General features: G+C 72.8%; 11 protein-coding genes. 7 read left to right on the top strand and 4 right to left on the bottom strand.

The annotated features are described in order from the left end of the window. Positions 1-14 precede the first annotated feature (14 nt). The 3 genes from SL103_RS22170 to SL103_RS22160 are packed head-to-tail and all read right to left on the bottom strand — an operon-like array spanning position 15 to position 4803. Positions 15-1412: an MFS transporter gene (locus SL103_RS22170; RefSeq protein WP_079145907.1), complete on the bottom strand. Its 1398-nt coding sequence runs from the start codon at positions 1410-1412 to the stop codon at positions 15-17. Next, entirely contained in the window at positions 1409-3433 is a 2025-nt protein-coding gene (locus tag SL103_RS22165; protein WP_069570700.1) for a PEP/pyruvate-binding domain-containing protein, read from the bottom strand. The genes SL103_RS22170 and SL103_RS22165 overlap by 4 nt, the downstream gene beginning before the upstream one ends. Beyond that, on the bottom strand, positions 3430-4803 hold the full coding sequence (locus SL103_RS22160) for an ATP-grasp domain-containing protein (protein ID WP_069570699.1): 1374 nt from the start codon (positions 4801-4803) through the stop codon (positions 3430-3432). Before SL103_RS22160 ends, SL103_RS22165 begins: the two co-directional genes overlap by 4 nt. Before the next feature lie 317 nt (positions 4804-5120). On the opposite strand from SL103_RS22160, the gene SL103_RS22155 reads away from it, so the two are divergent. From SL103_RS22155 to SL103_RS38000, 6 genes are all read left to right on the top strand, one after another. Continuing rightward, positions 5121-6398: a PAS domain-containing protein gene (locus SL103_RS22155; RefSeq protein WP_069570698.1), complete on the top strand. Its 1278-nt coding sequence runs from the start codon at positions 5121-5123 to the stop codon at positions 6396-6398. A gap of 311 nt (positions 6399-6709) precedes the next feature. Next, positions 6710-8272: a sensor histidine kinase gene (locus tag SL103_RS22150; protein WP_397736312.1), complete on the top strand. Its 1563-nt coding sequence runs from the start codon at positions 6710-6712 to the stop codon at positions 8270-8272. A gap of 3 nt (positions 8273-8275) precedes the next feature. Continuing rightward, positions 8276-8680: a roadblock/LC7 domain-containing protein gene (locus SL103_RS22145; protein WP_228332586.1), complete on the top strand. Its 405-nt coding sequence runs from the start codon at positions 8276-8278 to the stop codon at positions 8678-8680. Continuing rightward, entirely contained in the window at positions 8677-9030 is a 354-nt protein-coding gene (locus SL103_RS22140; RefSeq protein WP_069570696.1) for a DUF742 domain-containing protein, read from the top strand. The genes SL103_RS22145 and SL103_RS22140 overlap by 4 nt, the downstream gene beginning before the upstream one ends. Then, entirely contained in the window at positions 9011-9631 is a 621-nt protein-coding gene (locus tag SL103_RS22135; RefSeq protein ID WP_069570695.1) for a GTP-binding protein, read from the top strand. The genes SL103_RS22140 and SL103_RS22135 overlap by 20 nt, the downstream gene beginning before the upstream one ends. Continuing rightward, complete coding sequence (locus SL103_RS38000) at positions 9628-9798, top strand: hypothetical protein (RefSeq protein WP_164492880.1); 171 nt, start codon at positions 9628-9630, stop codon at positions 9796-9798. The genes SL103_RS22135 and SL103_RS38000 overlap by 4 nt, the downstream gene beginning before the upstream one ends. Positions 9799-9888: 90 nt before the next feature. On the opposite strand, the gene SL103_RS22130 is transcribed toward SL103_RS38000, so the two are convergent. Beyond that, positions 9889-10491 carry a TetR/AcrR family transcriptional regulator gene (locus SL103_RS22130; protein WP_069574012.1) on the bottom strand — a complete coding sequence of 201 codons (603 nt, stop codon included), beginning with the start codon at positions 10489-10491 and terminating at the stop codon, positions 9889-9891. A gap of 81 nt (positions 10492-10572) precedes the next feature. Here SL103_RS22130 and SL103_RS22125 point away from each other — a divergent pair, with 81 nt between their 5' ends. Next, a complete protein-coding gene (locus SL103_RS22125; RefSeq protein WP_069570694.1) occupies positions 10573-11490 on the top strand; it encodes an oxidoreductase in 918 nt (305 codons plus the stop codon). The last annotated feature ends 100 nt before the right edge of the window (positions 11491-11590 follow it).

The raw sequence follows: 11590 nt of genomic DNA, 5'->3' as shown, positions 1-11590 counted from the left end.
TATGGCCGCGGAACTCACACCCTTCCTGTCGTGCCGGCCGGGGCCGGGGCCGGTGGCGGGGCCGGCAGCGCTTCCGCGCAGGGGGCCGGCGGCAGGGTGTCCTCGGGGAGCGGTCCGGTGGCCTCGGGGGCCGGTGGCCGCCGCCCGGCGGCGCCACGGTGCCGGCGCAGCAGCAGGTGCAGGACGGTCAGCAGGACGGCGGTGGCCAGCGCGCTGTGCCACAGCAGCGTGTCCAGGCGGCCCGCCGAGAGGTAGGCGCCCGCGGCGACGGCCGCCAGCGCGCACACCCCCCGGTCGACGATGCTCTCGACGGACAGCAGGGTGGCGCGCGGGGCGCCCGCCGGCACGGCGTCGTTCACCAGCTTGCGCTGCAGCGGATAGGCGAAGCCGGTGACGGCGGCGAACACACACAGCAGCGCGACGACCGTCCAGGGACCGCCCAGTGTGATGCCCGCCAGGGCCGCCGCCATGGCCAGGCTGAGCAGCGACACCCAGGCGACCGGGGAGAGCCGCGTGCTGAGCCACTGCGGACGGGCCGAGGCCACCGCCTCGGCGACGGTCATGGCGGCGAGCACGGTGCCGTGCGAGCCCTCGCCGATGCCGTGGTCCAGCAGCACCGGCTGGAAGAGGTTGACCTGGCAGATCCGGGAGAGGGTGAACACGGCGACGCCCTGCACCACGACCAGCGCGAGCCACGGGGTGGTGCACACGCAGCGCACCGCGGTGACCGCCTCGCGCAGGAACCCGGGTCCGCGCCGGCCGGCTCGGGCGGCGCTCACCGCGGGCCGGTGCGCCACCTGGCGCGGCAGCAGGAGGGCACACAGGAAGGAGCCGCCCGCACTCGCGGCGCTCAGCACGTACGGGGCGGGGTGCGCCAGGGCCATGAGCGGACCCAGCAGCGGCCAGCAGAGCACCTTCGCGGCCAGGCCCAGCGCGCGGGCCTGGCCCTCGGCCTTCAGATAGTGGGCGTCCGCGCCCTCGGCCTGCAAGCCGTCGTAGAGGTAGGCGCTGGCCGCGCCGGAGGTCAGCGAGCGGCCGGCGGCGATCAGCAGGAAGTGGACGAGGAAACCGGTGTAGCTGGGCGTGAAGACCGGGGTGAGGTTCGCCGCGGTCATCACGACCGCCCCGGCCCGCAGGCAGTTGCGGGCGCCGATGCGGTCGGCCACCAGGCCGGTGGGGATCTCGAAGAGGCAGAACGCGAGGTAGTAGATGCTCTGGATGCCGAAGATCTGGCCGTCGGACAGCCCTGCCTGCCGCTGGTAGGCGTAGAACACCGGCATCCACCACAGCAGGTTGAACAGCAGCTGGAAGCCGTTGTTCAGCCGGATGATCCGGCGGGCCCGCGGGGTCAGCGGCGCGCCCTTCGTACGGGCCGCGCGGGCGGTGCCCCGGCCGGTCAGCCGGCCGCTCACCGTGCGTAGGGGCGGATCTGGACCAGGTGGAAACCGCCCTGATCGGTCATCAGCCATTCGATGTCCAGCGGCTGGTCCACGTCGGTGTCGCTGAAGTGCGACTGCAGCAGCCGTCCGGTCAGGGCCAGCTGCGCCAGCCGCTGCCGGGTGCCGGCCGGCAGGTCCTCGGCGGACGAGCCCAGCGCGACGGTGCGGCCGCCGCCCTCCACGGTGTTGTAGAGGTACTGGAGCGGCAGCGCGGTGCCGTCGACGACGGTCTCGGGCGAGCCGGGGGAGCAGTTGAGGTAGACGTTGCGGAAGTCCACCCGCCGGGTCGGGTTGCAGGTCACCAGGACGCCGCCGAGGTCCGCGGGCCGGTAGCGCTGGATGATCACGCCCATGTAGGTGTCGTCGAGCGAGATGCCCGCCTGGTGGCGCAGCCGGACGCTGCGCGCCGACAGCAGGGACGCCCACACCTGGCGTACCGCGTCGAGCAGTTCCCCGGTGCCGTGCACCGTGGTGATCGAGTCGTACACCCCGGCCGCGGAGAACCCGGGCAGGTCCTCGGCGTTGGAGGAGGACCGCACCACGAGACGGCCGGCGGCATCCGGGCCGCCGGGCAGCGCCGCGGTGATCTCGCGGACCACCTCGTCGGGCATCGGGGCTTGCTTGATCAGCTGCTGCAACTGCAGACAGAGCGGGTCCACCGCGTCGACGGCGTCGAGTTCCAGGGCCATCTTCAGCTTGCCGATGCCCTGTTGCACGGCGGGGGAGGAGATCAGGAAGCGGTGCTGCAGGGCGAAGGGAAGGGCGATGCCCTCGGGGGCGGAGACCGTGCTGCGGGTGAAGTCGCGTGCGGCGGCGCGGAGTTCCTCGCCCCGGGTGGTGGGCGGCACGCCCAGACGGGCCGCGAGATGGGGGTACAGGTCGGCGCGCGGCGGTCGCGGCCGGCCGTGGAACGCGGTCAGGTCGACGGTGTGGCTGTCGAGGACGTGGTGCAGTTCCCCGAGGTTGGCCGCCTTGGTGCCGTAGCGGTCCTGGTCGGTGTGGCGCAGCCGGTCCAGCGGCAGTGCCGGTACGTCCTCCAGCAGCGGGGTGCGCAGCCGGATCCGGTGCTGGTGCCAGACGGGGGCGTCGGACGTCGGCGCCTGGGCGAGCCGTTCGAGGGTGATGTCGTCGTCGTGCACCGTGTAGCGGACCCAGGCGCCGGCCAGGCCGTCCGCCGCGACGAGCCGCTCCAGGTCGCGGACGATCGCGTTGGGTATGCCCCAGCCGGAGGCGAGGACATTGGTGTGCGAGAGCGGGGTGGTGGGCGCCGTGTTGATGAAGCCGGCGACCCGCGGAATGTCGTCCGGCAGGCACGGCATGGCGACGATGTCGGACCAGCCGAGCGTGCCGGCGGCGGCCGCGTACTCCTCGCCGGTCCGGAAGTGGCGCAGCCGGCCGACCGCCTCGCCCGGGTTGAGCGGGGTACGGGTGCGGTTGCCGAAGAGCTCGTGGCTGAGGATCCGCGGCACCCGGACGTCGCTGATCGCGGCGAGTTCGTGCTCCTGCCCGTGGTTCGCCGGCTTCAGCAGCAGCGGCAGCCGTCCGTCGAGCCGGTGGCGGACGAAGGTGTAGAACTCCTCCAGCAGCGGGCCGGTCATGGTGTCGGCCTCGGTGGTCTCCAGGACCAGGAAGGGCCGCTCCCGTCCTTCGGGGTCCTCGTCGGTGTGCAGGGAGAGCACGCCGAGCAGGAACCGGCGCTCGGGGTCCGTGTAGACCGAGGCGTTGAAGGAGTCCAGGCAGGCGTCGAGTTCCGGCAGTTCCATGCCGAGCACGCGGGTGGCGATGTAGTCGACGTGGAAGGGGTGGACGGCGGTGTCGAGCAGGTGCCAGGTGTGCTCGGCGCGGTCCACCACGACCTTGAGGTACGGGTGGCCGGCCAGCGTGCCGGAGAGGGCGCGGAAGAGGGGCAGGGAGAGGTGCTCGCCGACCGTCGTACGGTCGCAGACGGGGCGCGGCCCGGCGGACGGTTGGGCCGTGGTGGTCACGGTGCTCATGAGCGCGCCTCCATGGTTTCGACCCGGGGGAGGACCCGCGGCAGGGCGTCCACCAGGGTGCGGAAGTCGTGCAGAACGGTTTCGGGCGCGTCGGCGGACAGCAGGCACAGCGCCGCCATCGTGTTGGCGCCGGCGGCGGGGTCGTACTCCGGGACCGGCGTCCCGTCCGGCAGCGAGTTCTCGGCGACGACCGACAGCCGGCTGCCGGCGCTCAGCGGCACGGCGTCCCGTACGGCGGGGAAGTCCCAGCGCCGCCGGTCCGGCCAGGCGTCACCGGCGCCGTCCACGGCCAGCACGACGAAGGAGCCGGCCGCGCCGCGCGCCTGTTCGGGGGTACGGGCCTCCTCGGGCCAGGTCACCGGGCGCCCCAGCAGATGGTCGACGAGCATGCCGATGAGGTCCAGACCGAAGACCTCCTCGATCTGCGGGACGGTCATCGCCCCGCCGAACCGGGCGGCGGTCTCGATCACCCACATGTGGCCGTCGGCACCGAGCTTGATCTCGGTGTGGGTACCGCAGTTCTCCAGCCCCAGCGCGTCGACGGCCTCGCGGGCGAGGGCCACGACACGCTGCTGGGCGTCGGCGGGCAGCGCGGCCGGGGTGATGCCGGCGCGTTCGGTGAACGGCTCCACCGTCGGCATCCGGCCACTGAGGCAGACCGGGTGGAAGACGCCGTCGGCGACGACGCCCTCGACGCTGACGTAGTCGCCCCAGCCCGGCTGGTCGAACCAGCCCTCCGCGGTGCCCGGCACGATCTCCTCGACCAGGAAGTCGGCCCCGGCGTCGGCCACGTGCAGCTCGGCGTAGCCCAGTACGGCGCTTTCGGCCATCACCTCGCGCGCCCGCCGCCAGGCCGCCGGGACCTCGTCGGCGGAGCGGATGATCCGGTGCGCGGTGGAGCCGGCGCTCCAGGCGGCCTTGAGCAGCAGGGGGAGGCGCAGCGCGGCGGCCGCGTCGCGCAGGTCTTGCTCGTCGGCCACCGGGCGGAACCGAGGCTGGGAGATGCCCCGTTCACTCCAGACGCGGCGCATCAGCCGCTTGTCGCGGGCCAGCGCGCAGGAGCTGCCGGCGCCGGGGAGGCCGAGCTTCTCGGATGCCTCGGCGACCGCGACGACGGCGTACTCGGAGAAGGTGACCACCGCGTCGGCGCCGACCTCCCGGGCCCGGGTGACGATCAGGGACACCAGGTCGCCGCGCTCGGGCCCGTCGGCGGTCGTCACGGACGCGCACGCGCGGTCGGCGGACGCGGCGACGGCGGATGGCAGTGTGCTGAGCGCCAGCAGGTGCACTGCCGACCGCGCGGCGACCCGTGACAGGGCATACCCCAAGGGCGGACCGCCCTTGGCATGCACAAACAGCACCGTGTCCACTGGAATTCGACTCCTCTGCAGATGAAGGAAGTTCTGGCGATGGGCTGTTGGCGCCCGCCCCCGGTGTCCGGACGCCCTCCTTCCAGGGAAGCAGCCGGGCGGCCCCCCGTTTGCCGCCGCGGGCGCCGGGCGCTCAGGCAAATGCCAGAGTTGTGGAGTTCGTCGGTCCGCGGTGAAGCTTCCGTGATGCCGTATGGGGCTGCGGCCGGTTCCGCCGGATCGGCCGAGAACCGGGAATACGCCGCAGTGGCGGGGGATACGCATGGCGGTGGCGAGCGCCGTGCATCCGTTGAACTCTTCACCACAGAGGGGCCGTCGTGGACGAGACCGGTCTGAAGTCGCTGTTGCAACACCTTCCGGTGTCCTGGTGGGAGGCCGACCGTGAGTTACGGGTGATCGACAGCGGCGGGGGAGCCTTCGACGACACCCGGACCGCCCAGCGCTTCCTCGACACCGTGTGCCGGGAGCTGCCCACCCCCGCCGGCGACGGGAAGCGGCACTGGCAGGCGTTCGACGGCCGGGTCTTCGAGGTGAACTGGCCCCTCGACCCGCCCCGGCAGGACCGCATGCGCGGGGTGGCGGTGGAGGTCGGCCCGGCCCCGTCAGGTCCCCGCCGCTACGACGCCTTCGCCGACCTCGCCCCCGCCGCGGCCTTCATCCGGGACGCCGACGGGCGCTACCTGTGGGCGAACCACGCCTACGCGCACCTGTACGGCACCACACCGGAGCACGTCGTCGGCAAGTACGTGCACGAGGTCGACGCCCCCGCCGACGCCGCTCAGGTCCTCGCCCTGGACCAGGACGTCCTCAGCCGCGGCAGGCCGGTGCGGCACACCCTCACGTATCACCGCGCGGACGGCACCAGCGGGTACGCGGCCGGCCACCGCTTCCCGGTCCGCGAGGGGACCGAGATGTGTGTGGCCGGGATCTACCTCGACATCAGCGACTACACCCGCGCGCTCGACCAGCGCCGGGAGGCCGAGGAGAGCCTGTGCGCGCTGCGCGACCACAGCGGGCTGCCCTGCGCCATGCTCTCCGTGGGCGGACGGGTCCTGCAGGCCGGCGCGGCGGCTGCCGAGCTGCTGCAGACCCGCCTCTCGGACCTCGTGGGCCGCCGGGCGCACACCCTGCTCGCGCCCGTCCCGGAGCTGGCCGGGCTCCGGCGGAGCTGGCAGGACCTGATAGCCCGCCGCAGCCGGCGGATCCAGACCTCCGCCGTGCTCGTCGACGGCCGCGGCCGGCAGCGCCGGGTTCGGCTGCACCTCACGCCCGTGGGCCGCGGCCCGTCGCGTGCCGAGAGCGTCTGGGCGGTGATCACCCACCAGAGCCTCGCCCACGAGGCGCACCCTCCGCTGACGGCCAGTCAGATCCGGATCCTGTCCCTGCTGGCCGCCGGCCGCAGCAACGGGGAGATCGCCGCCTCGCTGCATCTGTCACGGCAGACCGTCGACTACCACCTCAGCCGGCTGCGGGACCTGTTGGACGCCCCGACCCGCTGCGCCCTGGTCGCGCGCGCCTACGTCCTGGGCATCCTCGCGCCCCAGACCTGGCCGCCGCGTTCGGCAACCGCCGGCCACCCGCACAGCGCCACCTGAACGACCGCCGTGCCCACGGTGCGTGCGGCAGCGCGGCCGGATGCGGCAGCATGGGTGACGGAGCGCCAAAACCGTGCAGCGACACGTGTGATGCCCGTCTCAGCTCCCGGACAGCACACCCTGTGCAATTACGACTGGTGATCAATTCTGGCTATAGTGCAACCAGTTGAGTTCGTCGGAGTTGTGATTCCGGCGCAATCCAGCTCATGGCTTTGTTGCCGCCTTGAGTGGGTGAGGTAAGCCCGACACTGTCGTTCCTGCTGTGCCGCATCCCACCGTGCTTCCGTAGCCCCCCATGATTGAGGATGCTGATGGTTGGTACTGCGTCGTCGCCCGGAAGCACACATTCCGGCTTTGTCGCGGCGTGGTCGGCACCCCCTGCCGCGGCGGCCGTGGCAACGGCGGTCACCGCCGTACTGGTGCCGGCCGCCGCCACCGGCGCGGTCGTCTGGTGCGGCGTCGTCGCCACCGGGATCATCGCCCTGGTGTCGGCCGCCGCCGCACGGCGCGGCCGTGCGCTGGCCGAACTCCGCACCGTCTCCGCCGAACGCGAGGCACTGCTCCTGTCGCACCTCCAGCAGCAGGAAGCGGCCACCGTCCGGCTGGCCGAGCAGCAGCTCCCGGCGGCGGTCGGCAAGCTTCAGGAGGGCGAGTTCGCCGAGGACGTGCTGCTGTCACTGGCCGCCACGGACAGCGGACTCAGCCCCCAGTTCCGCGCGGCGCACGGGGCCCTGCTGCGGTCCGTGGTCGAGGCCGTCCAGGCCGAGGAGACCATGCGTGACTCCGCGCAGCGCGGTGTGGTCAACGTCGCCCGCCGCGTCCAGGCCCTCGTGCACCAGCAGGCGACGGACCTGCGCGCCATGGAGGACCGGCACGGGCAGGAGCCGGCGTTCTTCGCCGACCTGCTCCGGCTCGACCACGGCACGGCCCTCATCGGCCGGCTCGCGGACAGCATCGCCGTCCTCAGTGGCGCGCGGCCGGGACGCCAGTGGAGCAAGCCGGTGCCCCTGTACAGCGTGCTGCGCGGTGCCATGTCCCGGATTCTTGACTACCAGCGCGTGGAACTGCACTCGGTCGCCGAGGTCGCCGTCGTCGGACCCGTCGTCGAACCCCTCATCCACGCGCTCGCCGAGCTGCTGGACAACGCCACGCGCTACTCGCCGCCCAAGACCCGCGTCCATCTGACGGCGGTGGAGGTGCACATGGGCATCGCCATCGAGATCGAGGACGGCGGCATCGGCCTCAGCGAGGAGGCCCGGGCCCGCGCCGAGCGGATGCTGACCGAGGCCCGCGCCGGCATCGACCTCAAGGACCTCGGTGAGTCGCCCCGTCTGGGCCTCGCGGTGGTCGGCCGGCTGGCCCGCACCTACGACTTCCAGGTGTCGCTGCCGCCCTCGGCCTACGGGGGTGTGCGCGCGGTGCTGACCGTGCCGAAGGGCGCGATCACCACCGCGCCCGCCACCGGCCTGGCGCACGGCATCGGCGCCGCCTCCGGCCCGCGCCCGGAAACCCGCCGCTCCGCGCGGCCCGCCCCGTCGACCGCGGCCCCGGCGCCGCGCGAGCGTTCCGCCGCGCGGACCGGCACCGAGGACACCGGTGCGTTCGCGGTGACCCGTGCGGACCGCGCCGAGGAGCAGCCCGCCGCCCCCGAGGTCACCGCCAGCGGACTGCCCCAGCGGCGGCGGCGCACCCCCGATCCGGCCCGTAAGACGGCCCGCACGACGTTCCCCACCGGACCGGGCCCGGCGGCGGTCGCACACGAGGAACCGGCGCCCGGCGTCTGGATGGCCGAGCTGCACAGTGGCCTCTCCGGCGAGAGGCCGCCGTCGGCACCCGCCCGGACCAGCAACGACACGTCAGACAAGGGTGAGTAACCGATGTATCAGCGCGCGGACATGGACTGGATGCTCAAGGACCTCGCGGAGAGCGTCCCGCAGACCCGTCACATCGTGGTGTTGTCGTCGGACGGCCTGTGCATGGCCCGCTACGACACCAGCCCGGACACCGCCGACCGGATCGCCGCCATCGGCTCCGGCCTGCAGAGCCTCTCCGGAGCGGTCGCGTCCGAATTCCCGCAGAGCGACGGCCGGATGCGGATGGTCGTCATCGAGGTCAGCGGCGGATTCATGTACCTGATGGCCGCCGGTGCCGGTGCCCACCTGGCGGTGCTCGCCGACGAGGGCGTGGACGCGGGCCTGGTCGGCTCCTGCATGCGCGACCTGGTGGCCCGGATCGGCGCCCACCTCACCAGCCCGCCGCGCGCCGACGGGCGGACGGCGTGAGCGAATCCGACCAGGACTGGGACAAGGGTGGTCCTGAGCGGTTGTACGTGATCACCGGGGGCCGCGCCGGCGCGGAGGAACAGGCCGAACTCGACCTGGTCACACTGATCGTCTCCCTGGAGGACTCGCAACCGGGCATGCAGCCCGAGCACGCGGCCATCCTCCGGGTCTGCCGGTCTCCGCTGTCCGTGGCCGAGGTCTCGGCGCATTTAGCGCTGCCCGCGAGTGTGATCGGCGTACTGCTCACCGATCTCCTGGCCGACGGGCGGGTGGAGGCCCGCGCGCCGGCCTCCAACCTCCCCGACATAGCACTGATAGAGGCGGTTATCGATGGTCTCCAGAAGCTCTGACACGGTCATGGAGCCGGCGCGCGAGGACCGGTTGCCGTCCTCGGCCTCCTCTGCCGTCAAGATCGTGATCGTCGGCGGGTTCGGCGTCGGCAAGACGACGCTCGTCCGCTCGGTGAGTGAGATCAGGCCACTCACCACCGAGGAGACGATGACCGAGGCCAGTACCGACGTCGACGACGTCTCCGGCGTGGAGCGCAAGACGGCGACCACCGTGGCCATGGACTTCGGCCGGATCAGCCTGAACGAGGAGCTGGTGCTCTACCTGTTCGGGACGCCCGGACAGCAGCGGTTCTGGTTCCTGTGGAACGGCCTCTTCGAAGGCGCCCTCGGCGCCATCGTCCTGGTCGACACCCGGCGTCTGGAAGTCAGCTTCGACGTGATCGGCCGGCTGGAAGAGGCCGATGTGCCCTTCGTGATCGCCGTCAACGCCTTCCCCGACGCCTCGTCGTACCGCACCGAGGAACTGCGCAGCGCACTGGACCTGCCCGAGCAGGTGCCGATCGTGGTGTGTGACGCCCGCCAGCGGGCGTCGAGCCGGGACGTCCTGATCACCCTGATGCGCTATCTGCGCGACGTCGTCCAGACTCCGGAGCCCTCGTGACGGTCAAGGAGATGTACTTCGACACCGTCTTCCCCGCGGTGCGGCGCACCCGCACCGACCAGGTCTGGCCGTCGTGGCGCACGTCCTGCCCGCCGGTGGACGACGCCCTGCTCGACGGCTACGTCACCTGCCTCAAGCGCGCCGGCCTGCTCCTCGGCCGCGCCTGACGCCCGGCACCGTACGCCCCCGGCGCCCGGGACCGGTCCCCGGAAGGAACGACCGGTCCCGGCGCCGTGACCGGGCGCGGTGGCGCGCCGTCAACTCCCGTCGCCCTCGGCGGCGCAGCCCCGCAGCATGTAAGCGATGACGTCGCCGAGTCCGGCCTCCGTCTCCTCGGGGGAGAGCCCGCTGCTCACCGCGACGCCGGCGAAGCCGTGCAGGGTGGTGAAGGCCGGCATGCTGACCCGGTCCACCGGGCCCGGCCGCACCTCGCCCGTGCGCTGGCCCTCCGCGATCAGCTCCTCGGCCAGTGCGACCGCCCGGTGCACCGCCTCCAGCAGCGCCCGCGACGCCGCCGGGTCGTGCTTGACCGCGTACATGAGGTCGAGCAGCTCCGCGTTGGCGGTGGCGAAGCCCACGTAGGCACGGGCCAGCGCACCCAGGCGCTCGGCGAAGGAGGAGCCCTCGTCGCGGGCCGCGGTCAGCTCCGCCAGCATCCGGTCGAACCCGACGAGCGCCAGCGAGTCCAGCAGGGCCTGCTTGTCCTTGAAATGCCGGCTCGGCGCGGCGTGGCTGACGCCGAGGTCGCGGGCCAGTTCCCGCAACGACAGCGCGCCGGGCCCCCGCTCCCGCAGCGTCTGCTCGGCACGGCTCAGCAGCGCGGCGCGGAGGTCTCCGTGGTGGTAACGACGAGTCTGCATGTCCACCACCCTAGCGTCGATGTAATCACCAGCTACATTGTTGTCATTGACAGCATTGTTGTCGACGCCTACATTGAAAATATGGCTCACACCTCCAAGGCGCGCAGCTGGACTGCCGCCGACCTTCCCGACCAGACCGGCCGCACCGCCGTCGTCACCGGCGCGAACAGCGGGCTCGGCATCGCCACCGTCGAAGCCCTCGCCCGGGCCGGCGCCCATGTCGTCCTCGCCGTCCGGGACGTCCGGCGCGGCGAGGAGGCGGCCGCCGCCGTCCGCACCGCCAGGGGCAGCCTGGAAGTGCGCCGCCTCGACCTCGCCGACCTCGCCTCGGTGCGCGCGTTCGCCGCGGCCTGGCAGGGCGACCTGGATCTGCTGATCAACAACGCCGGGGTGATGGCCGTCCCCGAGTCCCGCACCAAGGACGGCTTCGAGACGCAGTTCGGCACCAATCACCTCGGCCACTTCGCGCTGACCAACCTGCTGCTGCCGCACGTCACCGACCGCGTGGTCACCGTGGCGTCCGCGGCACACAAGACGCCCCCCGGCACCCGCATCCACTTCGACAACCTGAACCTCACCGGCGCGTACACCCCCTACCGCGCGTACTCCCAGTCGAAGCTGGCCAACCTGCTGTTCACCCTGGAGCTGCAGCGCCGCCTCACCGCGGCCGGCTCCCCGGTACGGGCCCTCGCCGCACACCCCGGCTACGCCGCCACCAACCTGCAGAGCCACGACGCCAGCGCCGTCCGGCGAGCCGTCATGCGGGTGACCAACCGCGTGCTCGCCCAGGACAGCCGGGCCGGCGCCCTGCCGACGCTCTACGCCGCCACCCAGGACCTGCCCGGCGCCGCCTACCTCGGCCCGGACGGCCTCGGCGAGGCGCGCGGCGGACCGGCGATGGTGGGCCGCTCGGCCGCGGCCAGCGACCCGGAGAGCGCCAAGCGCCTGTGGACGGCGTCCGAGGAACTGACCGGGGTCGTCTTCCCGCCGCTCACCTGACGCGTGCCCGGGGCTCGGCACCGTTCGGCGGAACACCGCAGCGGAAGCCGCGGCACGACGGGTCATAGTGGCGGTAGCCGCACTGGCAGCGGGCCGTCGG

Source organism: Streptomyces lydicus (assembly GCF_001729485.1).
GTDB lineage: Bacteria > Actinomycetota > Actinomycetes > Streptomycetales > Streptomycetaceae > Streptomyces > Streptomyces lydicus_D.
This window is presented reverse-complemented; position numbering and strand designations above follow the sequence as displayed.

Coding starts and splice junctions, on each gene's coding strand:
- SL103_RS22135 (WP_069570695.1), top strand. CDS start 9,011: ATGGTCTCCAGAAGCTCTGACACGGTCATGGAGCCGGCGCGCGAGGAC.
- SL103_RS22130 (WP_069574012.1), bottom strand. CDS start 10,491: ATGCAGACTCGTCGTTACCACCACGGAGACCTCCGCGCCGCGCTGCTG.
- SL103_RS22125 (WP_069570694.1), top strand. CDS start 10,573: ATGGCTCACACCTCCAAGGCGCGCAGCTGGACTGCCGCCGACCTTCCC.
- SL103_RS22145 (WP_228332586.1), top strand. CDS start 8,276: ATGTATCAGCGCGCGGACATGGACTGGATGCTCAAGGACCTCGCGGAG.
- SL103_RS22165 (WP_069570700.1), bottom strand. CDS start 3,433: ATGAGCACCGTGACCACCACGGCCCAACCGTCCGCCGGGCCGCGCCCC.
- SL103_RS22150 (WP_397736312.1), top strand. CDS start 6,710: ATGGTTGGTACTGCGTCGTCGCCCGGAAGCACACATTCCGGCTTTGTC.